The sequence below is a fragment of the Bacillus sp. M5A3_1b genome (genome assembly GCF_053345335.1).
In genome coordinates this window covers 493,520-517,047 of sequence record NZ_JBKEZY010000002.1, presented here as the reverse complement: position 1 = coordinate 517,047, position 23,528 = coordinate 493,520, and the positions used below count along the sequence as shown (strand labels likewise).

Here is a 23,528-nt window from a genome sequence, read left to right as displayed (position 1 = left end):
ATTGTATGTATAACATATGATTGATTTGGAAGAGGGTGATTATGTTGAACAAGCAAGGAATTACAATTAGTTTATGTATGATTGTTCGAGATGAGGAAAATACAATAGGTCGATGTTTAGACGCAGTGGAAAAAATTGTGGATGAAATTATTATAGTTGATACAGGTTCCATTGATCGAACGAAAGAAATTGTAGCTCAATATACCTCTAACATATATGACTTTCCATGGATTAATGATTTTTCGGCAGCTAGAAATTTTTCTTTTTCGAAAGCAACGCAAGAATATATATTATGGCTAGATGCTGATGATGTGTTATTAGAAGACGCTCAAGAGGCATTGAAGTTATTAAAAAGAGAGTTAGATCCTAATGTTGATGCTGTTTCAATGCCTTATCATCTTGTAATGGATTCTAATGGGAAACCTTTATACTGTACAAAAAGATATCGGCTTGTAAAGCGTGAAAAACAATTTGAATGGTTTGGAAAGGTGCATGAGTATTTAGCTATTTTTGGTGAGATTTTTAATAGTAATGTGGCGATTACACATAAGAAAGAAAAGAAAGTAACGAATCGTAATTTGAAAATTTTTCAAGATGCTGTAGCAGCTGGAGAGGAATTGAGTCCGAGAGATTTGTTTTATTACGCGAATGAATCTATGGATAATCAAAAATATGATGATGCAGTTCTGCTATATGAAACATTTCTTAATCAAGACGAAGGTTGGTATGAAGAGAAAATTTATGCATGTGGTAAATTAGGAGATTGCTATGCAAAGCTTGGAATGTGGGAGAAGGCAGTTGAATCTTGTGTAAAGTCATTTCGGTATGATGTCCCTAGAGGAGAGAATTGTACAAGAATAGGATATATATATATGGATCAACAAAAATACAATGAAGCAATTTTTTGGTTTAAACTTGCAACAGAAGTGACAATGGCAACAGAGAGTCCTTTTCACAGTCCAGCTAGCTACACATGGATTCCCTATTTACAAATGTGTATTTGTTATAGCAAGTTAGGCGAGCAAGATAAAGCTTATTATTACAATGAATTAGCAGCTTCTTATGTTCCGAATAATGCTGCAATTGAATACAATCGCAAATATTTTCGGAGTGTTTTTGATGAACAATATAAATCGTTATAGGTTGCGTTTTTATTACGATTCTAACTCTAATAGATTGGCTATATAGTAAAGTATCGGCAATGTAACCAGTACTGGTTACATCTATAGACTTTAGATGAGATTTATATTTCAAATTCAATTTGCATAAGGAGTGTGTAAAATGAATTCCCCAAAAAATTCTTTATACGAAGAAAAGTCCGGGCATTATTATAATGCAGTGAATCCGAATTTATTAAAGCATATAAAAAAGGAATGGAAAGAAGTTCTTGATATCGGTTGCTCGAGTGGTGCACTGGGAGCTGCCATAAAAGAAAATGGCACACGTGTATCAGGAATAGAGGCATTCCCAGAGGCGGCAGAACAAGCAAAAGAAAAACTAGATCATGTTGTTTTAGGAGATATAGAAACAATGGATATGCCGTATGAGGAGGAGCAATTTGATTGCATTATATTTGGTGACGTATTAGAGCATTTATTTGATCCGTGGGCTGTAATAAAAAAAGTAAAACCATATATAAAGCAAAATGGTGTGATTTTGGCTAGTATCCCGAACGTTTCACACATTTCAGTATTAGCTCCCTTACTTGCTGGAAATTGGACGTATACAGAATATGGTTTATTAGATAAAACACATATTCGTTTCTTTACATTTAATGAAATGCTACGAATGTTTTTAAAAGCAGGCTATTCAATTAGTAAAGTAGATCGTGTATATGTTGATCATAAAATGTATGAACCGCTTATTGAGGAATTATATGGAATTTGTAAAAAATATCGTCTTGGAAGTGGCTTCATGGCTGAGACGGTTGTATTTCAATATATTATTGAAGCAGAAAAATCACAATTATGAGTGCTGCAGATAAAACAATATTATTTGTTACGTGTATAAATGATCGGCAAATGTATGCACAATGTGCGCGACATATATTACAATTGCCAGTTCCTCCAGGATATACGATACAGTTTATGCCGATTCGGAATGCAAAAAGTATGACGAGCGGATATAATAAAGCGATTTCGCATCCAGCGAAATATAAAGTGTATATACATCAAGATGTTTTCATTGTAAATATGGGATTTTTATACGGATTAATTCAATTGTTTCAGGAACATGAACATCTTGGAATGATTGGTATGGTTGGAGCCCAATATGTTCCTCCAAATGGAACATGGAATGTAGGCAGAGGAGTTGTTGGGAAAGTAATTGGTTATATGAATGATTTATTTTATATGGCCAGTCAAGAAAAACCGTACCATGAGTCAAAAACATTTATGCCCGTTGAATGTATTGACGGTTTATTGATGGCAACGCAATACGATATTCCGTGGCGGGAAGACTTGTTTGATGGGTTTGACTTTTATGATGTGTCTCAATCATTTGAATTTAGAAAAGCTGGCTATACAGTGGGGGTTCCTGTACAGCGTGATGCGTGGTGCATTCATTATCATATTGATGTGAATATGACGAACTATGAAAAGTATAGAAAGATATTTGTGGAGCACTATATGTCAGATGTAAATCAAGACGAATAGAGGGGCTACAAAATGAAAGATCATACAATATTAGTCGTTGTTTGTATAAATAATGAAGAGCTATTTGAACAATGCGAGAGACAAATACGAAACCTTTTTGTTCCCCCTGGTTATGTTGTACAAATTTTTCCGATACGGGATGCGAAAAGTATGGCAAGTGCATATAACCGAGCACTTGCATATCCCGCGAAGTATAAGGTTTATATACATCAAGATACTTATCTTATTAATCGAGAGATGTTTTATACACTCATTTCTCTTTTTAAAGACAACGAAAAACTTGGTTTAATTGGCGTAGCTGGTGCTCAGTTTTTACCGAGTAACGGGATATGGTGGGAAGGAAAAAATTTAGTAGGGAAAGTGATTGAGTACAGAAGACAGAATTATCAACTATTAAATTTGGATCAGCTGTTTTATGAGAATCAATCATTTATTTCGGTTCAGGCAATTGATGGATTATTAATGGCTACACAATATGATATTCCGTGGCGAGAAGACTTGTTTCAAGGATTCCACTTTTATGATGTGTCGCAGTCTTTAGAGTTTCAAAAGGCGGGTTATTTAATTGGTATCCCTAATCAAGCAAATTTGTGGTGTATTCACTACAACGGGGATGAGTTTGATGCGGATACATATGAGAAGTATCGGAAAGTGTTTGTAGAACATTACAAAGATATACTATCTCCATCATAAGGGAGAGATGCAGGATGAAAGGAATTATTTTAGCTGGTGGAACTGGATCGAGATTATATCCAATAACGAAAGTAACGAATAAACATTTGCTTCCTGTTGGACGTTACCCAATGATTTATCATGCGGTATATAAACTAAAACAATGCGAGATTACAGATATTATGATTATTACAGGTAAAGAGCATATGGGGGATGTTGTTAGTTTTTTAGGGAGCGGTCAAGAGTTTGGCGTGTCCTTTACGTATCGTGTGCAAGATAAGGCTGGCGGAATTGCACAAGCATTAGGGCTTTGTGAGGATTTCGTTGGGAATGATCGCATGGTAGTTATATTAGGGGATAATATCTTTTCTGATGACATTGGTCCGTATGTTGAAGAGTTTGCAAATCAAAAAGAAGGTGCGAAAGTACTGCTGCAATCTGTAGATGATCCGGAGAGATTTGGTGTAGCAAATATTCAAAACCGAAAAATAATTGAAATTGAAGAAAAACCGAAAGAGCCGAAAAGTTCCTATGCAGTTACAGGAATTTATTTGTATGATTCGAAAGTTTTTTCTTATATAAAAGAATTAAAACCTTCTGCAAGGGGAGAACTTGAGATTACTGATATTAATAATTGGTATTTAAAACGAGGGGTACTTACTTATAATGAAATGAGCGGTTGGTGGACTGATGCGGGAACTCATATTTCTCTTCAAAAGGCGAATACGTTAGCGCGGGATATAAACTTTGGTAAACAGTTTAACGGAGAATAGGTGAGAATATGAAAGTTGTAGAAACAAACTTTACCGATGCAAAATTGTTAGAACCGAGGTTATTTGGAGATGAGCGTGGCTTTTTTACTGAAAGTTATAATAAGAAGGTGCTAGAAACATTAGGGGTTACGTATTCGTTTGTGCAGGATAATGTTTCTTATTCAGCAGAAGCGGGAACGATTCGGGGATTACACTTTCAAAAAAATCCGAAAGCACAAACGAAACTTATTCAAGCTATGCAAGGAGCAATCTATGACGTTATCGTTGATTTGCGAAAAGATTCACCAACGTTTAAACAGTGGAGAGGATATATTTTAAGCGCGGATAATCATCGGCAATTGTTAGTGCCAAAAGGATTTGCACATGGTTTTTGTACACTTGTGCCGCATACTATTGTTATGTATAAAGTAGATGAGTATTATAGTGCTGATCATGACTCAGGGGTACTTTGGGAAGATAAAGAATTAGCAATTCCATGGCCGGTAACAAATCCTATTTTGTCTGACAAAGATCGAATATTACCGTTGCTTCAGGAATGTGAAGATAGCTTTTGAGTAGGAGAGTTGTTTATGAATATATTAGTAACAGGTGGGGCTGGATTTATTGGAAGTAACTTTGTTCATTACATGTTACAAAACTATGAAACATATAAAATTATTAATTACGACGCATTAACATATAGCGGGAATTTAAATAATGTGAAGTCTCTTCAAGGGTATACTAATTACTCTTTTGTAAAAGGGGAAATTCAAAATGGAGAGCTGCTAGAGCATGTCATAAAAGAGCGAGACGTCCATGTGATTGTAAATTTCGCAGCTGAATCACATGTGGACCGTAGTATTGAAAATCCGATCCCTTTTTATGATACAAATGTAATTGGGACAGTCACATTATTAGAATTAGTAAAAAAATATCCACATATTAAACTCGTGCAAGTATCAACAGATGAGGTGTACGGCTCTTTAGGGAAAACAGGGCGATTTACCGAGGAAACCCCGTTAGCTCCAAATAGTCCATACTCTTCAAGCAAGGCGAGCGCCGACATGATAGCTTTATCTTATTATAAAACATATCAATTACCAGTTATAGTAACGCGTTGCTCCAATAACTATGGGCCGTATCAATATCCTGAAAAGTTAATTCCGTTAATGGTTACGAATGCGCTGGAAGGAAAAAAACTACCGTTATATGGCGATGGATTAAATGTAAGAGATTGGTTACATGTAACGGATCATTGTAGTGCGATTGACGTTGTTCTGCATAAGGGACGTACAGGAGAAGTATATAATATAGGTGGAAATAATGAAAAAACCAATGTAGATGTTGTGGAACAAATTATCTCTCTCTTAGGAAAAACGAAAGAAGATATTGCGTATGTTACAGACCGTTTAGGGCATGATCGTCGTTATGCGATTGATGCACAAAAGATGAAGAATGAGCTCGGGTGGGAACCGCAGTATACGTTTGAACAGGGGCTAAAAGAAACGGTGGAATGGTATGAACATCATATAGAATGGTGGAAACCACTAAAAGAAAAATAAGGGGCATATAAATGAAAGAGCGGATTATCATAACGGGAGCAAATGGTCAATTGGGAAAGCAACTACAAGAAGAGTTAAATGCTGAAGAATATGACATATATCCATTTGATAAAAAGTTACTAGATATAACAAATATATCCCGAATGCAGCAAGTGATACAAGAAATAAGGCCACATATAATTATTCATTGTGCAGCGTATACGAAGGTTGATCATGCTGAGAAAGAACAAGACCTTGCTTATGTAATAAATGCAATAGGAGCTCGAAATGTAGCGGTTGCTTCACAAGTAGTAGGGGCGAAATTAGTTTATATTAGTACCGATTATGTATTTCAAGGTGACAGACCAGATGGTTATCATGAGTTTCATAATCCATCACCAATAAATGTATACGGGGCTTCTAAGTATGCGGGAGAGCAGTTTGTCAAAGAGTTACATAATAAATATTTTATCGTTCGAACATCGTGGTTATATGGTAAGTATGGAAACAATTTTGTGAAAACGATGATGCGGTTAGGAAAAGAAAGAGCAGAATTATCTGTTGTAGCGGATCAAATTGGTTCTCCTACTTATGTGGCGGATTTAAATGTGATGATTAATAAGCTCATTCACACTTCTTTATACGGTACGTATCATGTATCAAATAGAGGCTCATGTTCTTGGTTTGAATTTGCCAAAAAAATATTCTCGGATGCAAATATGAAAGTGAATGTATTACCTGTTTCAACCGAAGAATTTGGATCGGCGGCAGCTAGACCGAAATATTCTGTTTTCCAACATAACATGCTACGATTAAATGGTTTTTCACAAATGCCTTCTTGGGAAGAAGGATTAGAGCGGTTTTTTATAGAAACAAAAAGTCATTAACAAAATTTAAGTTAATGACTTTTTTGTTTGCCTTTAAGAGGTTTTATGGTACTATAATTATAGTATCAGGTACTAATAACAAGTATAAGCAATTCTGGGAGGATATATCATGGAACTATTACAAGGGAAAACATTTGTTGTTATGGGCGTTGCGAACCAAAGAAGTATTGCGTGGGGAATTGCTCGCTCTTTGCATAATGCAGGTGCAAAATTAATATTCACATATGCAGGAGAACGTTTAGAAAGAAACGTTCGTGAATTAGCGGACACATTAGAAGGACAAGAATCACTTGTATTACCTTGTGATGTAACAAATGATGAAGAACTTACAGCTTGCTTTGAAACAATCAAGCAAGAGGTTGGTACAATTCACGGTGTTGCACACTGTATTGCTTTTGCAAATCGTGATGATTTAAAAGGTGAATTTGTAGATACTTCTCGCGATGGATTTTTACTTGCACAAAATATTAGTGCATTCTCTTTAACAGCTGTAGCAAGAGAAGCGAAGAAAGTAATGACAGAAGGCGGAAATATTTTAACGTTAACATACCTTGGCGGCGAGCGCGTTGTGAAAAACTATAACGTTATGGGTGTTGCGAAAGCTTCATTAGAAGCGAGCGTAAAATATTTAGCTAACGATTTAGGCCAACACGGCATTCGCGTTAACGCTATTTCTGCAGGACCAATTCGTACGTTATCTGCAAAAGGCGTAGGCGACTTTAACTCAATTTTAAGAGAAATTGAGGAGCGCGCACCACTTCGTCGTACAACAACTCCAGAAGAAGTTGGGGATACAGCAGTATTCTTATTCAGTGATTTAGCACGCGGCGTAACAGGAGAAAACATTCATGTTGATTCAGGGTATCATATTCTAGGATAAATATAATATTAATTTCTAAAGGACAATCTCTAAATGCTGAGATTGTCCTTTTTATTTGTTCTTAGAAAGAACGATTTTTAACGAAAGTTCTTACCACGTGATGAATATAACTATAATAGTACACGATTTATTCAGCTACGTATGGAAGTGGGAGGGACGAGTGTGAAGAATAAAAATAAAAGTTCAACAGTTGGAAAACCGTTGTTATATATCACGCAAGTAAGTTTAGAACTTACTGCACCAAAAATAAAAAGGATTATCCTGACAAACTTTGAAAATGAAGATCCAAAAGAGAAAAGTAATAGAAATGAAAATATTGTAAGCAGTGCTGTGGAAGAGGTAATAGAACAAGAACAACAAGAAGAGCAGCAAGTGGAAGAAAAAATAGAAGAAGAGGAAAAAGAAGAACACGCAGAACAAGAAGAACAAGAACAGCAAGGGCCAGTAAGAACTGTCCCGTATAATAAATCATTTAAGGATATGAATAATGAAGAAAAAATTCATTTTTTATTAAACCGCCCTCATTACATTCCAAAAGTAAGGTGCAGAATAAAAACAGCTACAGTTTCTTATGTGGGATCGATCATATCGTATCGTAATGGCATTGTATCTATTATGCCGCAAAATAGTATGAGAGATATTAAGTTGTCTATAGATGATATCCAATCGATTAGTATGGCCGGCTTTTAAATATGTAAAGGTGGTAGAAAGCTTCTACCACCCCAATAGTTTTTTAGTTTACTTAACGATAGAAACGTCGCGTAAGCATTGAATCGCACAGAAACAACTTAAATCAACAGTAATGCAAGTAGTTGTCGATATTAATCTTGCATTTGGTACAGCTAAAAACGTACAAATTGGATCGTCACCAGGTGGTACCGGAGAACTGTCACCTAAAACTACAGTTAATACACGTAGTACAGCACAGCTATCATCATCTACACTTTCCACACGGAAAATTGGAGATCGGCAGCTAGTAAGGCTTGCAGATGGTGCGAATGCTTCAAAAGGTTCTCCAGTTTTTGTGTATAAAATAAAAGGGCGTGTATTTGCTACTGACGCAGTATTGTGTGCACCTAAAAATGGGATTTCACAACCAGATCCACACGTTGTTGTAGAACAATCTTGTAATTCATTGATGAATTTTACAACGTCAACTACACAATGAGAAGAGCCATGGTGTTTATTTTCGTTACAACTCATTAATGTCACTCCTTATCTTCTTGTTTGTATTTACATTAATAAGATATTGGAGTCGAGGAGATTTGGTCACAATCTCAAGACCTTTTTTTTTAAATAGGCGAAAGAAGATAAGGGAAGGTGGAATCATGCTGTTTACAAGCTGGCTTTTATTTTTTATTTTTGCGTTAGCTGCCTTTAGGCTCACTCGTTTAATTGTTTATGATAAAATTACAGCCTTTTTGCGAAGACCGTTTATTGATGAGTTAGAGATTACAGAGCCAGATGGAAGTATATCAACTTTTACAAAAGTAAAAGGTAAAGGATTAAGAAAGTGGGTTGGCGAATTATTAAGCTGTTATTGGTGTACAGGTGTATGGGTTAGTGCTTTTTTATTAGTTTTATATAATTGGATTCCTATCGTTGCAGAGCCTTTACTTGCATTATTAGCTATTGCAGGAGCAGCGGCAATCATTGAAACGATTACAGGATATTTTATGGGAGAATAATATATTTTCATAGTACGAGAAAAAGCGGAGTTTAAAAGAATGAGGGAACGGAAATACAGAGTTGTTCATATAGTGAATAGACAGAATTGACAGTAGAGGAGATGTTTGCTGTGAGTAATAGTCCAAGGCAAAATTCATATGACCTGCAGCAATGGTATCAAATACAGCAACAGCACCATGCACAACAACAGGCATATCAAGAACAATTACAACAACAAGGATTTGTGAAGAAAAAGGGATGTAATTGTGGGAAAAAGAAGAACAAAATAAAACACTATGAAGAATGAAACACTCATGCTACTGTGAGTGTTTTTTATTATACATATAAAAAGCGGTATTTCTGTATTAGAAATACCGCTTTTTACTAGCTAATTTGAGCAACTGTTAATGCTGCTGCACGGATGTCTACAGTTCCAATTAACTCAACTGGTACAATTTGAATTAAGTCACCAGGATTTAAGTTAATAAGAATAACCCCACTGGATACGTCTACTTCACCAGTACCAATAACGTTAGAACGAACTGCTGTACCTGATCCAGGAATAATGTTAGCTGGCGTGTTTAATGATAAGAAGAAACGACCAGCTTCTGGTGCAGTAGGTACGTTATCAAGACTAATTGTTAATGTATAACTAATTTGATAAATACCAGCTCGTAAAATTCGAATACCATCTCCGACACTTACTGTATCGTTGATTACAGGAACAGTAATATTTGGATTTGGACTTACGCTAGGTAATAGTAGTGGTGTAAATAGTGAAGCGAACTGAGGTGCAGAAGCATTGAAAGCAAAACCAAAGGCAGGTAGTGTACTAGCTGGTTTCGCCTCGCAATCGATTTTAGTAAATTCGCAATCAGAAGAGAACATGTTTTTCACTCCTTTATCTGTTTCTACTTTCAGTTAATGAAAGGGACAGGTTCTATGTTCTAGACAAGTTCCCAATTTTAAGAAATTTACATAATAATACTCTTTAAGCATGGATTGGGTGGCAGATAATTCTGCCACCCAATCCATGCTTAAATCAGTATTTAGTTTTATATAGAAACATCGCGTAAGCATTGAATAGCGCAGAAGCAACTTAAATCAACAGTAATACAAGTGGAGGTTGATATTAGTCTTGCATTTGGTACAGCTAAAAACGTACAGATTGGGTCGTCACCAGGTGGTACAGCGGTACCATCACCTAAAACTACAGTTAATACACGGAGTACAGCACAGTCATCATCATCTATACTTTCTACGCGGAAAATGGGAGATCGGCAACTAGTAAGGCTTGAAGATGGTGCAAATGCTTCAAAAGGTTCTCCAGTCTTTGTGTATAAAATAAAAGGACGTGTATTCGCTACTGATGCATTGTTATGTGCACCTAAAAATGGAACTTCGCAACCGGATCCACATGTTGTAGTTGCGCATTCTTGTAATTCATGTATAAAACGAACGACATTCGATACACAGTTGAAATCACAATCATGGTGATGATGGTCTTCGTTACAATTGCAGCTCATTATGTTCACTCCTTATCGTGAGTTCTGACATACACTATTACAATATGAATGAGATATGGTTGATATTACGTTAATTCTTACGATAAAAGCAGGGAATTTATATAGTAGGGATGTACATAATGCAATATAAAAAAAGACATCCTTATTTAGTGGATGTCTTTTCAGGTAAATCATTTCGCGCAGTATATAAAAAACGAGATATATCTAATTTTTTTCCTCTGAAAAATTGCGGAGAGGAAATGTAAAGTTCTTCTTTCGCACGTGTAATTGCGACATAAAGTAGTCGACGTTCTTCTTCTAAAGCTTCAGAAGTCTCTGTAACACGATCATTTGCATCTTTTAAAGAAGAAGTATGGGGAAGAATACCATCGCTCGCTCCAAGTAAAAAGACGCATGGAAATTCAAGGCCTTTTGCGTTATGAATAGACATAAGCGAAACAGCATTTTTTTCCGGCATTGTTTTTAATGCTTCCATTTCTTTTTGACCTTGAATTGCTTCATCAATAAATTGTAAATAAGCTGGAATATCGGTGAAACGAGTTGCTGACTCCATTAATTCTTCTAACATTTCTTCTTGTATATCTTTATGCATCGTAAAGGAAGAACGATCGTTACTTTGTAAGTACTCTAAATACTTTCCTTTACCATGAATAATTTCTTTTAATGCTTTTTTCGGTTCTAATTCTTTTATAAATTTAATAAAATCGATACGCTCATTTACCTTTTTTACTTGAAAAGGTTTTAAGCTCGGATTTAATAATAAGAAATGAAGAAGAGAAGGGAACCGCCCCTCACCATATTTCCATTGTTCACGTTCAATAAATGAAATACAATCATCACGCCCGATATACATAGTTGGCAATATATTTGAAAGTGATTCTAGTCGAAACGGTTCAATCACCAGTCTTAAATGATCTAATACAGGCTTAATTAAAGAATGTTCATAAAATGATTGACTCGCCCCGTGCTTAATAAATGGGATTTTGTGAATTGTAAGCTGATCAAGTAACGAACGGCTTACAGAATGTGTGCGATACAGTAAACAAAAATCTTTATAGTTGCGTTCGCCGCTATCTACTTTTTCTTGAATGAGCTGCAAAATTTGATTTGCTTCATCAAGAGTCGTAGCAGGTCTTGCGTAAAAAGGTTGTACACCTTCTTCACGCACAGAATATAGCTCTTTATCAAAACGTTCTTGATTTAGTTTGATAACTTCATTTCCAAGTCCGACGATAAAAGGATTGGATCGATAATTCGTATTCAGTGCGATAATCGTAGTGTTATCAAATTCTTTTGGAAAAGATAAAATAATTTGGTGACTTGCTCCTCGCCAGCCATATATCGCCTGGTCGTCATCACCCGCGATAAATAAATTATTTCTTGGCGTGGCTAACAATTTTACAATTTCATATTGTGCATACGATGTATCTTGGAACTCATCTACTTCAATATAGTGGAAACGTTGTTGTAATTGGGTAAGCAAAGGAGCGTTATTTTCTAACATATAATATGTTTCTAATAAGATGTCATCGAAATCAATATAATTATATCGTTGTTTCACTTCTTCAAAACGCTCGTATACTTCTTTAAATTCTTGTTCAACGGGTGTTTTTGCTTTTACATCTTTCGGACGATTCAATTTGTTTTTCTCAAGTGAAATCATAGCGAGCATTGTTTCAGCATCATAATCGTCTTTTAGACGCAATTCTTTCAAGATTTTCTTTATCATAATTTGTTTATGTTTTTCATTTGCTAAAATTTGCTGATTATATCCTTGACTACGAAGCAATTTTAAAAAGACAGAGTGGAATGTACCAGCAACAACGTAGCTACTTGCAGCACGATTCATACCTGGTAAATTTGCTACACGGTTTCGGATTTCTTCAGCTGCTTTTTGTGTAAATGTAAGCAATAAAATATTTCGGGGATGAACTTGTTTTACATTTACTAAATAACCTACGCGGGTTGTTAAAACAGATGTTTTCCCGCTTCCGGCACCAGCCAATGTAAGGACAGGGCCTTCTGTCGTTCGCACAGCCTCTAATTGTTTTTCATTTAAAAAAACATTTTGTTGTTCGAGAGCGCGAAAATACGCCGCATCTGCATCTTCTTCCATAATTAAATGGGTAGATGTTTTCGGAATATGGTATGTTGCACGCGGAATATCAGCGTGCGTTAATGATTTTTGTGAAAATTTTTCTTGTGTCATATATTCACCTTCAAAACTATAGCATCAACATTTAACTTTAGCGGAAGAAAAAGAAAATAGCAATGTAAAAAACAGGAGGGGATACCTCCTGTTTTCAAATTACAATTCTTTTATCATAACGATGTGAGGAATATTTGCTTCCATGAATACATCAGAATGCGTTACATATCCAAGTTTCTTATAGAAATCTTCAGCATGTGTTTGGGCATGCAGCTTTAATTTTGATAGCGAGTTTTCATTCGCATACGCTTCAAGTGCATCCATAACAATTTTTCCAATGCCTTTTTTACGATGGGAAGCTAGTACGCAAATGCGTTCCATTTTTCCTATTCCATCCAGTATGCGAAAACGACCAGCACCAACTGGAACATCATTATCATATATAACAACGTGTGTTGAAGTTTCTTCAAACTCATCATACTCTTCGTCAGCAGAAACTTTTTGTTCATTTACAAATACTTGTTTACGTACAGAGAATGCATCTCTTAGTTGTTCGTCCGTTTGTACGATCTGTGCGTGCAAATTAGTTGTTCCCCTTTCCAAGGTGGAATGTTTCGTATACAGTCCACGTTCCGTTTTCTAATTGATATAGAAGATGGAAGCGATCAATCGGTTGTTCATAATAGAAATCTTTCATACGTAATCGACCTAATACATCAGCATGCTCTGCATCGGATAAGCCTTGTCCGATTGTTAAATGAGGTACGAAAGCGTACTCGCGTTCTTGTATAAAGAATTCGCTATGCATTTCCTCATTTAAGAAAGTAAGTTCAGGTGTTTTTTCTACTTTAAAATAAAGAACATTATTAACAGGTGCGAATGAACCAACTTTTCCGACATGAAGGGTGAAAGGGTTCGTTTTACTTGCGATTGTATGTAATTCTTTTACAATCGATTCTAATTGTTCATCTTGCGTCTCAAAGGGTGTTTTCAATGTAATATGTGGCGGAACTAATGCGTAGTGCGGATCATAACGTTTACGCAATCCGTTCGCTTTATCTTGAATCATTTTAGATGGAAAAATTACAATGCCTAATTTCATGTTCCAATTCCTCCCTTTGTAAGTCTAGTTAGATTTTGAGAAAATAACTCTCTTAATCCATTATATCAAATTATTCTGAATACTGCTCTCTATTATTTCATTGATAGAATATGAGAGAAAGCTTTCGGTAAATCAGTTTGCCAATATTTCCACGTGTGGTTACCTTCAAATTCTTCGTAATGCGTGATGAAATTTCTATCTGTAAGAAGCGTATTGAGCTCACGGTTCGGCCCTACGAAATCGGATACTTGTCCATCAGTGCGTTTTACAGCTGTTTCTTCTGTCCCAATAACGTGATAAAGGTCTAGCGCCTCCGGATTTTTAAAGTCTTTTGCTAAGTTCATCACTGTTGCATCCACAAATGGCGATTGCATAACGACTTTACCGAATGTATGCGGATACATAAGTGCAGTCATGAAGGAAACTGTCCCGCCAAGAGAATCACCAATTAACACACGACCTTTTCCCATTTGGTATGTTGGATAATTTTCATCGATATATGGTGCAAGTTCATGAGCAAGGAAACGAATATACGCAGCGTTTTTCACTTCATTTGGGAAATATTTTTCTTTACGATCGTGTACATTTTTATATGGAATACCGACAATAATTGTACGGTCAATTTCTTCAGTTTCACGAAGGCGCTCAATTACACGGTGCGCTTTACCAAGCTGAAAATAATCTCTACCATCTTGTGCAATTACAACTGTATGTTTGTGCAGTGGTGTGTAATTTACTGGTAAGTAAACGAGAAGTGTAACATCTTCTTGAAGTGATGCGCTATAAAATGAAATTTCTTCAATTCTCCCTATTGTTTGATTCATGTGGATCCCCCTAAATAAAAATTTACTGTAATGATTGTAAGAGCGACGCTTGTAGTGAAAAAGAAAGAAATATTCACTAATAGGTGCTTTCGTTTCTATTTTACCATAATGGTACGAAGAATCTAAAAAATTAGTATTTAAGTTATAAAAGAAAACGGATATAATGAAGTGGGATTTTTGACAGGTGAGAGGGGAGACGGAATTTGAAACAAGAAAGATCAATCGCACTACCATTAGCAATTTCCATTATAGCCATTTCATTCGCAGCAGTTTTTGTAAAGATGTCCTCAGCACCATCTTCAATATTAAGTATGTATCGATTATGGATTATCGTACTTATTATGCTGCCTATCGTTTGGAAAAAAAGGGAAGAGTTTAGTAAGATTCAAATAAAAGATTGGGGATTTTTAATTGGATCTGGTTTCTTTTTAGCGCTTCATTTTCTTTTGTGGTTTGAATCTTTAAAGCATACGACAGTTGCTAGTTCGACGATTATTTTAGCACTTCAACCAATCGTATCTTTAGTTGGAGGTTTTTTCTTATTTAAAGAAAGAACAACATACTCAGCCATTGCGACAATGGGAATAGCGATACTAGGCGTAATGTGTATTGGGTGGGGAGATTTAGGATTAAGTGAACAAGCAATTTATGGAGATATATTATCCTTTTTAAGTGTAATAGCGGTTGTCGGTTATTTATTTATCGGGCAAACAACAGTAAAGAAAGTATCACATTGGATTTATAGCTTTACAGTTTTTGCATTCGCAGGTATTTTTATGGGGATTTATAATATAGTATTGCAAGTGCCTTTTACAGGTTATACGAAGTGGGATTGGACCGTTTTTCTTTTACTTGCGGTTGTGCCGACAGTGTCACACGTCATTAATAATTGGTTATTAAACTACGTAAATGCAACAACAATTTCAATGAGTATTTTAGGTGAACCAGTTGGAGCATCTATATTAGCGTTCTTCTTACTCGGTGAAAGACTAAATGCCATGCAAATTATCGGTAGCATGCTCGTATTGTTTGGTGTATCTGTTTTCTTACTACAGCAACAAAAACGAACAGCAAAAAATGTAGTAAATGAGCCGGCGTATACACAGGAATTATAGTATTAGGGGAAGAAAAGAGAAGTTGTAATACTTCTCTTTTTGTTTTATAGAAATATAGAGGAAGAAGGGGGAGGAAAATGGAAGAGGTATTAAAGAAGTATATGCAGAACCTTACAACACTAAGTGAAGAAGAGCAGCACATGATTCTCAGTGAATTACAAATTGAAGAATATAAAAAAGGAACAGTGCTCCTAAGGCAAGGAGATGTTCCTTCGAAATGTTATTTTGTATTAAAGGGATGCATTAGGCAATATTGTATAGATGAAACAGGGAAAGAGGTTACATCAAACTTTTATACAGAAGAACAAGCAATCGCAAATTTTAATCATCATAAACAAGATAAATCATCCCCGCATACGTTAACGTGTTTAGAAGACTGTCTAGTTGTAGTTGGCGACCTGCATAGTGAAAAGGACATGTATAAGAAATATTCACAATTAGAAGAAATGACACGCCAAATGATTGAATACAACTTCGGTGAGGTACAAGAAGAACTTTTATTATTTATTGCATCGACACCAGAAGAGCGCTACAAATCATTATTACAAAAACGACCTCATTTAATCAATCGTGTTCCTCAATATCAATTGGCAAGTTATCTAGGTATTACGCCAGAATCATTAAGCAGAATTAAGAAAAGACTCAAACAGTAGCGTTTTTTCCACCCCTAATCAATAGCCATATACTAAATCCGAGTTCACCTGCAATCATTGGCAATTGGAACAGTGTGTGTACGATTGAGATTATTATATCGTATTGTGAAAACAGTGTATTCATGACGTGAATTACGATATAACCGATAGACGCGAAGAATAGTAGTATACTAATACATTTCGGTATATGTTTAGATAGGAAAGCTACATAACCTAAAACGAAAAGGTGTAAGCCGAAAATGATTAACCCTACAGACCAAATGCATTCGAAGACACTGAGAGACAACATCACATATGTTTCTGGATTCGCAATCGTACTTTTTGAAAGTAGCAATGCCAATATTAGATTGAATATGGCGATTCCAAGTATCGCTGTATACATAAGACGAAGCAAGGCAGCTAGTAATGAGAGGCTAGTATGAATTGGTTTTAGAAAGAAATAAAGAGCCCACGCGGCGACAATATCAGTAATAAAAATGATAATCCACCCAAAGATTTCTGCTTTGAAAAGTGAATTTGAAGTTTGGATATTATGGAATGTTATACTCGCGTCTTCTTGTACAACGAGATTTCCATGAACAAAACCGTAAGAAAAAAATGCAGTGAATGCCATAACAAGAAGAGAAGCGCCAGCAAATAAGGCATACTTTCGTTCACTCATAATATGTCCTCCTATTCTAATGTTGTTTTCATTGTAATAAGGAAGAGGAGGGAATTCATTGACTTAAATCAAGAGAGGGGGAGTTTAGTGGAATTTTCATCAAAAAAAGATATATGGTTATATCCGATTTTTTTCGTTATCATTGGAGCGTGTTTTGCTCCTCTATTTGCAGGAAAAGAGTATTTTCTTTTATTTTTTACAATTCCGTTAGCAATATTATTTATGTGGAGTTGGTTTTCGACAAAATATATCGTCGGAGAAGAAACAATTACAATTAGATCAGGTCTCGTTAAAAAAAGCATATTTATACGAGATATAAAACAAATTTCAAATACGAAAAATCCAATAGCTGCTCATGCATTGTCATTGGATCGACTTGAAATTGTTTACGGCGCACATAAAACAGAAGTTATTTCTCCTAAAGATAAAGACCAATTCATCAATCTTGTTACAAGTAAAAATCCAAAGTAAAAGAGTGGCTAGGAAGCCACTCTTTTACTTTGGATTTGTCATATAAGGTTGTACATGAATAATACATAGGTCACGGAACTTTCCTTCAGTAGTTGTGACAATTACGACTGCTCTTCCGGCACTTTTTCCAGTAATCGTTACCGTATCACCTTTTGGATACATTGTGATAACATCAGCATTCATATTTGTCCAAATAAGTTCTTTATTCGTTGCTTGCACTGGCAAAACGGAGGCTGATAACTCAGTGCTTTGTCCAGTTCTTACTTTCAACTTATTTTTTTCCATATGAACACCAATGACTGAAATAACAGAAGGAGCGATTGAAATTTTAGGTGGATTAGGTTGTATGTTCAAACGAGACGCAGAAGTATTTGTAATAGGTGAAAATTTTCGTGTTTGTTGTTGCTGGAAAGCTGCTAACATGTTGGAGTCCCCTTCCTGTATAAGTGCTGATAGTACTACTATAAAGGACTAGTGTTATGTTTAATTTAACGAAACATAAAGAAATTGTTAAATTCGAGTAGAAGATTGTCGAACTTTCATAAAAAGAAAGCTCTGCTGATACGATAACAGCAGAGCTTTTCCTTTATAGATTATGACTATGTTGTTTTTCGAAATTCTCAAATTGCTCTTCAACTTCTTTTGAAGGTTGTGTTAGTAAACTAACAATTACGATGGCTAGTAAACTAATAGCGAAACCTGGAATCATTTCATATAAGAAATCTTTTAAGAATTCGAATTGAGTCCATATAATAACAGTAGCGGCACCAGAAATCATACCAGCAAGTGCGCCCCACTTCGTCATACGTTTCCAATATAAGCTTAATAAAATAGCAGGTCCGAATGAAGAACCGAAACCAGCCCAAGCGTATCCAACAAGAGCTAAAATCGTATCATTTTGTTTAAACGCTAATGCGCACCCAACTAATGCAATAACAAGTACAGCCATACGACCGACAAATACAAGCTCTTTATCAGAAGCAGAGCGTTTAAAGAATGTACGATATAAGTCTTCGGTTATAGCACTAGAAGTAACGAGTAATTGAGATGAAATTGTACTCATAATAGCTGCTAAAATAGCTGCTAATAAAAATCCAGTAATAAGTGGGTGGAATAAAATTTTTCCTAGTTCAAGGAAAATTGTTTCTGGATTAGATAATGTTAACTCTTGTTGTGAGTAGTAAGCGATACCGATAAGACCAGTAAACATAGCTCCAACAACAGAGAAAATCATCCAGCTCATACCAATTCTTCGTGCGCTTTTAATCTCTTTTACAGAAGAAATCGCCATAAAGCGTACGATAATATGAGGTTGTCCAACATAACCAAGGCCCCAGGCGAATAAGGAAATCATTCCTAAAGTAGAGGCACCTTTAAAAATATCTAGACGTGTTGGATCTACAGAACGAATTGTATCAAATGCAGGTCCAAGTCCGTTCGAATTCATAATTGTTACGATAGGAACAAGAATAAGAGCAATTACCATAATGATTCCTTGTACGAAGTCTGTCCAACTTACTGCTAAGAAACCACCAAATAATGTGTAAGCGACAACAACGCCTGCAACAATGAATAATCCAACGTGGTAGTTCATACCAAATGAATTTTCAAATAATACAGCGCCTGAAACAAGTCCTGAAGCTACATAAAAAGTAAAGAAAATCATAATAACAAGTCCGGATACTAAGCGTAGCATGTGAGATTTGTCGTGGAAGCGGTGTTCCAAAAATTCTGGGATAGTAATAGAGTTGTTTGCAATTTCAGAGTAGGTACGTAAGCGAGGAGCGACATAAAGCCAGTTTGCGTATGCACCTAGTGTTAGGCCAATCGCAATCCAACTACTACTCAATCCAACGCTAAACATTGCACCGGGTAAGCCCATTAAAAGCCAACCGCTCATATCGGATGCTCCAGCACTTAATGCTGTTACTGCGGGGCCTAGTGTACGCCCGCCAAGCATATAATCTGTTAAGTTGGACGTTCGTTTATAGGCGAAATAGCCAATGACTAACATCCCGAGCATGTAAATAGAGATTGAAGTTAAAGTTAACATCTGCGTACTCATGAAGTTCCCCTTCCTTTTGTCATGTCTTTTGATGCGTTATGCATATTTATAATCTATCATGATTATTCTGAAAAATCCATACAGAAATATGAATTTTCAGAAATGTAAGCGTTTTTTGATATCATTTTACTTTTTTAATATATAATATTCAAACAAAAAACCTTATTTTTAATAGAGTATTTATTATATTTACATAAAAAGAGGTTGTTTTGTCAATATAATATTGAAAGGAGAGAAAAATAAATTTTTTTTAAAAGTATTGACTTATGAAAAAAGTAAGGTCTATAATGAGTGCAACTTAAAAAAATGCAAGCGTTGATGAAGAAGAGTACACATGATGAACATGTCAGAGAGCTGATGGTTGGTGCGAATCAGTATGGAATTGATGTGGAATGGGCTTCGGAGCTTCCAAACCGAAACGAAAGAAGTAGGCTTTGGCGACATGATCTCATCGATACAAGAGACACGTATTGTTTTTGATACGGTAAAGTGCGTTACATTCGTAACGAATTAAGGTGGCACCACGGGAGTACCCGTCCTTTCTATAGGATGAGTACTCCCTTTTTGTGTACAAAAAATTAAATAAATGAAATCGTTGAAGTAAGAAGAGTACGTATATTGGAGACGTTACAGAGAACCGGGGATAGGTGGGAGCCCGGTGCGGTGCCATATACGGAATGGGCTTACGAGAGGTATGCTGAACAATTATTTTCAGTAGGCAACCCGGGTTCCGCCGTTACAAGGATAAGGTATATATTTTGTACCTGAATAAAGCGGGATGCTTTTGCGTCCAACATGAGGTGGTACCACGGTAAATTTATCGTCCTCTACATATTTTCGATATGTAGGGGACTTTTTTATTTTTCAGATTGAGGTGAAAGGCATGATGACAAAAGAGGAATTTATGAAGCAAAAAGAACAGGGAAGAGCATTTTTAGTAATCGCTGAAGAAGAAGGAGATAGCATTACGCCAATTTCTTTATATAGACGTATGAAGGGAAAGAAAAAGTTTTTATTAGAAAGTTCGCAGCTTCATCAAGATAAAGGACGCTATTCTTACTTAGGATATAATCCATATGGTGAAGTGAAAAGTGTTGGTACGGAAGTGGAACGAACGATTTACGGCAGGGCAGAAAAGCTGCAAGGTAACGTACTACAAGTGTTAGAAGAAGTAATCGCGTCAGCACAAGTAGACAGTCCATTCCCGTTTTGCGGAGGAGCAGTTGGTTATATTGGCTATGACGTCATCCGGCAATATGAAAACATTGGAGCAGATTTACACGATCCATTGAATATTCCGGAAGTACACCTTTTACTGTACCGTGAGTTTATCGTGTATGACCATTTACGCCAAAAATTATCATTTGTATATGTATGCAGGGAAGACGATTCAGCAGATTATGAAGAAGTATATGAAAGATTGCAAGTATACAAAGAGGAAGTGCTGAGGGGAGAAGAAGCGGAAGTAACTGAAATAAAATCAACATTATCATTTACTTCTTCAATAACTGAAAAAGAATTTCGCGCGATGGTAGAAACGGCGAAAGAACATATAAGAACCGGGGACATATTCCAAGTCGTACTGTCACAACGTTTGCAAAGTGAATGTATGGGGGATCCATTCGCGTTATACCGAAAGCTTCGAATTACCAATCCGTCACCATATATGTTCTATATCGATTTTCAAGATTATGTTGTACTCGGTTCTTCGCCAGAAAGTTTGTTATCAGTTAGAGAAGATAAGGTGATGACGAATCCAATTGCGGGTACGAGGCCGAGAGGGAAAACGAAGGAGCAAGATGCGGAAATTGAAAAAGAACTGTTAGAAAATGAGAAAGAACGAGCGGAGCATATGATGCTTGTAGATCTTGGTCGGAATGATATTGGCAGAGTAAGTGAAATTGGATCCGTGACGATAGATAAATATATGAAAGTAGAAAAATACTCTCACGTTATGCACATTGTATCTGAAGTTTACGGAACATTGCGAAAACGAATGAGTGGATTTGATGCATTAGCGTATTGCCTACCAGCAGGAACAGTGTCGGGAGCTCCGAAAATTAGAGCGATGGAAATTATAAATGAGCTAGAGAATGAAAAAAGAAATGTATACGCAGGTGCAGTTGGATACGTTAGTTTTTCAGGGAACCTTGATATGGCGCTCGCCATTCGAACGATGGTTGTAAAGGATGAAAAAGCATACGTTCAGGCAGGAGCGGGAATTGTTTATGATTCAGACCCAGTAGCTGAATATGAAGAAACGTTAAATAAAGCGAGAGCACTATTGGAGGTAATGAAATGATTGTACTAATTGATAATTACGATTCATTCACATATAACTTGTATCAACTGTTAGGTGAATGCGAGGAAGAAATTGTTGTCGTAAGAAATGATCAAATAACGATAGAACAGTTAGAAGGGATGAATCCAACAGGAATTGTACTATCACCAGGACCAGGAAAACCAGAGGATGCTGGCATTTGTATCGAAGTGATTCGTCATTTTTATAAGAACGTTCCCATATTAGGTATTTGCCTTGGTCATCAAGCAATTATATCAGCATTTGGAGGAGACATTGTAAGAGCAGGACGCATTAAACACGGTAAAACATCACGTGTAAAACATAATGGAACTTCAATCTTTTCATATGTAACACAGCCATTAACGGCGATGCGCTACCATTCCCTTGTTGCAGCGCAAACGAGCTTGCCAGAGTGTTTTGACATACTAGCGACAGCGATGGACGATGGAGAAATTATGGCAGTTCGTCACAATTATTATCCGCTATTCGGATTACAGTTTCATCCGGAATCAATCGCGACAGAAGAAGGTGGAAAGTTAATACGTGCCTTTTTAACAGAAGTGAAGGAGGAGGAAAGAGTATGAATAACTATCTTCGTAAATTAGTGGAGGGACAACATTTAACAGAAGAGGAGATGTATAGAGCAGGGCTTCTTTTATTAAATGAAAACATATTGGAGAGTGAAATTGCAGCTTTCTTAGTATTACTGAAAGCGAAAGGTGAAACAGCAGAAGAAATATACGGCCTTGTTCGAGCTCTTCGTGAAAAGGCATTACCGTTTTCGAACCATATACAAGGAGCGATGGACAATTGTGGGACGGGTGGTGACGGTGCCCAAACCTTTAATATTAGTACAACATCGGCATTTGTACTGGCAGGAGCTGGCGTAAAGGTTGCAAAACATGGTAATCGAGCTGTTTCTAGTAAAACAGGAAGTGCAGATTTATTAGAAGAACTCGGTGTAAATATTAGCAGTACGCCAAACGAAATTGATTATTTATTAGAGCATGTCGGCATCGCATTTTTATTCGCACCAGCGATGCATCCAGCATTAAGACGCATTATGAAAATAAGAAAAGAATTGAATGTGCCGACGATTTTTAACTTAATTGGTCCTTTAACAAATCCGGTAAATTTAGAAACACAATTTGTCGGCATTTATAAACGAGATATGTTACTACCAGTTGCGCAAGTATTACAGAAACTAGGCAGAAAACAAGCGCTTGTCGTAAACGGAAGTGGATTTTTAGATGAAGCATCATTACAAGGAGAGAATTATGTTGTCATTTTGAAAGATAATGAAATAGTAGAAACGAGTATTGAACCTAAGAAATATGGTTTCTCAATAGTGAAAAACGAAGAGATTAGAGGCGGGGATTCGAAAGAAAATGCAAAGATTACGCTCGGAGTATTAAGCGGAGAAAAGAATGTTTACCGCGATACAGTTTTATTAAATGCAGGTCTAGCCCTTTTTGCAAATGGAAAAGCAGAAACGATTGAAGAAGGAATTACATTAGCGGCATATAGCATTGATTCTGGAAAAGCATTAGCCAAACTAAACTTATTAATTGCAGCAAGTAATGAAAAATTAGAAAGGGTGAATTAA

At 36.2% G+C, this 23,528-nt stretch carries 28 protein-coding genes and 2 other annotated features; of the genes, 18 read left to right on the top strand and 10 right to left on the bottom strand.

Going from position 1 to position 23,528, the window contains the following annotated elements; genetic code table 11:
• Positions 1 to 41 precede the first annotated feature (41 nt).
• The 10 genes from ACLBWW_RS08925 to ACLBWW_RS08880 all read left to right on the top strand — a co-directional run bounded on the left by ACLBWW_RS08925 (position 42) and on the right by ACLBWW_RS08880 (position 8,076).
• Positions 42 to 1,142, top strand: coding sequence for a glycosyltransferase (locus ACLBWW_RS08925; RefSeq protein WP_098047547.1), 1,101 nt, complete (start codon positions 42 to 44; stop codon positions 1,140 to 1,142).
• Between the two features lie 139 nt (positions 1,143 to 1,281).
• Positions 1,282 to 1,971, top strand: a complete 690-nt coding sequence (locus ACLBWW_RS08920) for a class I SAM-dependent methyltransferase (RefSeq protein WP_048545138.1) — start codon at positions 1,282 to 1,284, stop codon at positions 1,969 to 1,971.
• Entirely contained in the window at positions 1,968 to 2,654 is a 687-nt protein-coding gene (locus tag ACLBWW_RS08915; protein WP_048545136.1) for a glycosyltransferase family protein, read from the top strand. Before ACLBWW_RS08920 ends, ACLBWW_RS08915 begins: the two co-directional genes overlap by 4 nt.
• Before the next feature lie 12 nt (positions 2,655 to 2,666).
• Positions 2,667 to 3,347: a glycosyltransferase family protein gene (locus ACLBWW_RS08910; protein ID WP_048545134.1), complete on the top strand. Its 681-nt coding sequence runs from the start codon at positions 2,667 to 2,669 to the stop codon at positions 3,345 to 3,347.
• A 14-nt stretch (positions 3,348 to 3,361) separates the two neighbouring features.
• Entirely contained in the window at positions 3,362 to 4,099 is a 738-nt protein-coding gene (locus ACLBWW_RS08905) for a sugar phosphate nucleotidyltransferase (protein ID WP_048545132.1), read from the top strand.
• Between the two features lie 8 nt (positions 4,100 to 4,107).
• A complete protein-coding gene (rfbC, locus tag ACLBWW_RS08900) occupies positions 4,108 to 4,653 on the top strand; it encodes a dTDP-4-dehydrorhamnose 3,5-epimerase (protein WP_048545130.1) in 546 nt (181 codons plus the stop codon).
• Positions 4,654 to 4,668: 15 nt separating this feature from the next.
• Positions 4,669 to 5,640, top strand: coding sequence for a dTDP-glucose 4,6-dehydratase (gene rfbB / locus ACLBWW_RS08895; protein WP_048545128.1), 972 nt, complete (start codon positions 4,669 to 4,671; stop codon positions 5,638 to 5,640).
• Between the two features lie 11 nt (positions 5,641 to 5,651).
• Entirely contained in the window at positions 5,652 to 6,506 is an 855-nt protein-coding gene (rfbD, locus tag ACLBWW_RS08890) for a dTDP-4-dehydrorhamnose reductase (RefSeq protein WP_447613992.1), read from the top strand.
• A gap of 109 nt (positions 6,507 to 6,615) precedes the next feature.
• The gene (gene fabI / locus ACLBWW_RS08885) at positions 6,616 to 7,386 is read left to right on the top strand and encodes an enoyl-ACP reductase FabI (protein ID WP_000421885.1); all 771 of its coding nucleotides are present in this window, start codon (positions 6,616 to 6,618) and stop codon (positions 7,384 to 7,386) included.
• Positions 7,387 to 7,527: 141 nt separating this feature from the next.
• Positions 7,528 to 8,076: a spore coat CotO family protein gene (locus tag ACLBWW_RS08880; RefSeq protein ID WP_088110175.1), complete on the top strand. Its 549-nt coding sequence runs from the start codon at positions 7,528 to 7,530 to the stop codon at positions 8,074 to 8,076.
• A 48-nt stretch (positions 8,077 to 8,124) separates the two neighbouring features.
• Here the strand turns inward: ACLBWW_RS08880 and exsY are convergent, their stop codons facing one another.
• Positions 8,125 to 8,589 carry an exosporium assembly protein ExsY gene (exsY, locus tag ACLBWW_RS08875; RefSeq protein WP_001277740.1) on the bottom strand — a complete coding sequence of 155 codons (465 nt, stop codon included), beginning with the start codon at positions 8,587 to 8,589 and terminating at the stop codon, positions 8,125 to 8,127.
• A gap of 125 nt (positions 8,590 to 8,714) precedes the next feature.
• Between exsY and ACLBWW_RS08870 the strand changes: the two genes are divergently transcribed.
• Together ACLBWW_RS08870 and ACLBWW_RS08865 are read left to right on the top strand one after the other, a co-directional pair.
• On the top strand, positions 8,715 to 9,074 hold the full coding sequence (locus ACLBWW_RS08870) for a DUF1360 domain-containing protein (RefSeq protein ID WP_000899655.1): 360 nt from the start codon (positions 8,715 to 8,717) through the stop codon (positions 9,072 to 9,074).
• Positions 9,075 to 9,175: 101 nt separating this feature from the next.
• Positions 9,176 to 9,361, top strand: a complete 186-nt coding sequence (locus ACLBWW_RS08865) for a hypothetical protein (RefSeq protein WP_048545121.1) — start codon at positions 9,176 to 9,178, stop codon at positions 9,359 to 9,361.
• 77 nt (positions 9,362 to 9,438) lie between these two features.
• Here ACLBWW_RS08865 and exsF read toward each other — a convergent pair whose 3' ends face one another.
• The 6 genes from exsF to ACLBWW_RS08835 form a co-directional block, all read right to left on the bottom strand.
• Positions 9,439 to 9,942: an exosporium protein ExsF gene (gene exsF / locus ACLBWW_RS08860; RefSeq protein ID WP_000492942.1), complete on the bottom strand. Its 504-nt coding sequence runs from the start codon at positions 9,940 to 9,942 to the stop codon at positions 9,439 to 9,441.
• Between the two features lie 167 nt (positions 9,943 to 10,109).
• Entirely contained in the window at positions 10,110 to 10,580 is a 471-nt protein-coding gene (gene cotY / locus ACLBWW_RS08855) for a spore coat protein CotY (protein ID WP_048545119.1), read from the bottom strand.
• 142 nt (positions 10,581 to 10,722) lie between these two features.
• A complete protein-coding gene (locus tag ACLBWW_RS08850; RefSeq protein WP_098641651.1) occupies positions 10,723 to 12,789 on the bottom strand; it encodes an ATP-dependent helicase in 2,067 nt (688 codons plus the stop codon).
• 99 nt (positions 12,790 to 12,888) lie between these two features.
• Positions 12,889 to 13,311, bottom strand: coding sequence for a GNAT family N-acetyltransferase (locus ACLBWW_RS08845; RefSeq protein WP_048545116.1), 423 nt, complete (start codon positions 13,309 to 13,311; stop codon positions 12,889 to 12,891).
• A gap of 1 nt (position 13,312) precedes the next feature.
• The gene (locus ACLBWW_RS08840; protein ID WP_000765870.1) at positions 13,313 to 13,831 is read right to left on the bottom strand and encodes a YjcG family protein; all 519 of its coding nucleotides are present in this window, start codon (positions 13,829 to 13,831) and stop codon (positions 13,313 to 13,315) included.
• Between the two features lie 92 nt (positions 13,832 to 13,923).
• The gene (locus ACLBWW_RS08835; protein WP_048545113.1) at positions 13,924 to 14,655 is read right to left on the bottom strand and encodes an alpha/beta hydrolase; all 732 of its coding nucleotides are present in this window, start codon (positions 14,653 to 14,655) and stop codon (positions 13,924 to 13,926) included.
• A gap of 203 nt (positions 14,656 to 14,858) precedes the next feature.
• Between ACLBWW_RS08835 and ACLBWW_RS08830 the strand changes: the two genes are divergently transcribed.
• Together ACLBWW_RS08830 and ACLBWW_RS08825 are read left to right on the top strand one after the other, a co-directional pair.
• Entirely contained in the window at positions 14,859 to 15,770 is a 912-nt protein-coding gene (locus ACLBWW_RS08830) for a DMT family transporter (protein WP_000808244.1), read from the top strand.
• 77 nt (positions 15,771 to 15,847) lie between these two features.
• Complete coding sequence (locus tag ACLBWW_RS08825) at positions 15,848 to 16,423, top strand: Crp/Fnr family transcriptional regulator (RefSeq protein WP_048545112.1); 576 nt, start codon at positions 15,848 to 15,850, stop codon at positions 16,421 to 16,423.
• On the opposite strand, the gene ACLBWW_RS08820 is transcribed toward ACLBWW_RS08825, so the two are convergent.
• Complete coding sequence (locus tag ACLBWW_RS08820; protein ID WP_048545110.1) at positions 16,413 to 17,084, bottom strand: DUF4386 domain-containing protein; 672 nt, start codon at positions 17,082 to 17,084, stop codon at positions 16,413 to 16,415. The genes ACLBWW_RS08825 and ACLBWW_RS08820 overlap by 11 nt on opposite strands.
• Positions 17,085 to 17,171: 87 nt before the next feature.
• Here ACLBWW_RS08820 and ACLBWW_RS08815 point away from each other — a divergent pair, with 87 nt between their 5' ends.
• Positions 17,172 to 17,555 (top strand): PH domain-containing protein, encoded by a 384-nt coding sequence (locus ACLBWW_RS08815; protein ID WP_048545109.1) that lies wholly within the window; start codon positions 17,172 to 17,174, stop codon positions 17,553 to 17,555.
• A 24-nt stretch (positions 17,556 to 17,579) separates the two neighbouring features.
• On the opposite strand, the gene ACLBWW_RS08810 is transcribed toward ACLBWW_RS08815, so the two are convergent.
• Together ACLBWW_RS08810 and putP are read right to left on the bottom strand one after the other, a co-directional pair.
• Positions 17,580 to 17,978, bottom strand: coding sequence for an Ig-like domain-containing protein (locus tag ACLBWW_RS08810; RefSeq protein WP_046958298.1), 399 nt, complete (start codon positions 17,976 to 17,978; stop codon positions 17,580 to 17,582).
• Between the two features lie 163 nt (positions 17,979 to 18,141).
• A complete protein-coding gene (gene putP, locus ACLBWW_RS08805) occupies positions 18,142 to 19,620 on the bottom strand; it encodes a sodium/proline symporter PutP (RefSeq protein WP_048545108.1) in 1,479 nt (492 codons plus the stop codon).
• Positions 19,621 to 19,926: 306 nt separating this feature from the next.
• Positions 19,927 to 20,164, top strand: a binding site (T-box leader).
• A 42-nt stretch (positions 20,165 to 20,206) separates the two neighbouring features.
• Positions 20,207 to 20,451: a binding site (T-box leader), on the top strand.
• A 52-nt stretch (positions 20,452 to 20,503) separates the two neighbouring features.
• On the opposite strand from putP, the gene trpE reads away from it, so the two are divergent.
• The 3 genes from trpE to trpD are packed head-to-tail and all read left to right on the top strand — an operon-like array spanning position 20,504 to position 23,528.
• Positions 20,504 to 21,922 (top strand): anthranilate synthase component I, encoded by a 1,419-nt coding sequence (gene trpE / locus ACLBWW_RS08800; RefSeq protein WP_048545107.1) that lies wholly within the window; start codon positions 20,504 to 20,506, stop codon positions 21,920 to 21,922.
• Positions 21,919 to 22,506: an aminodeoxychorismate/anthranilate synthase component II gene (locus ACLBWW_RS08795; protein WP_000636313.1), complete on the top strand. Its 588-nt coding sequence runs from the start codon at positions 21,919 to 21,921 to the stop codon at positions 22,504 to 22,506. The genes trpE and ACLBWW_RS08795 overlap by 4 nt, the downstream gene beginning before the upstream one ends.
• A complete protein-coding gene (gene trpD, locus ACLBWW_RS08790) occupies positions 22,503 to 23,528 on the top strand; it encodes an anthranilate phosphoribosyltransferase (RefSeq protein WP_046957046.1) in 1,026 nt (341 codons plus the stop codon). The genes ACLBWW_RS08795 and trpD overlap by 4 nt, the downstream gene beginning before the upstream one ends.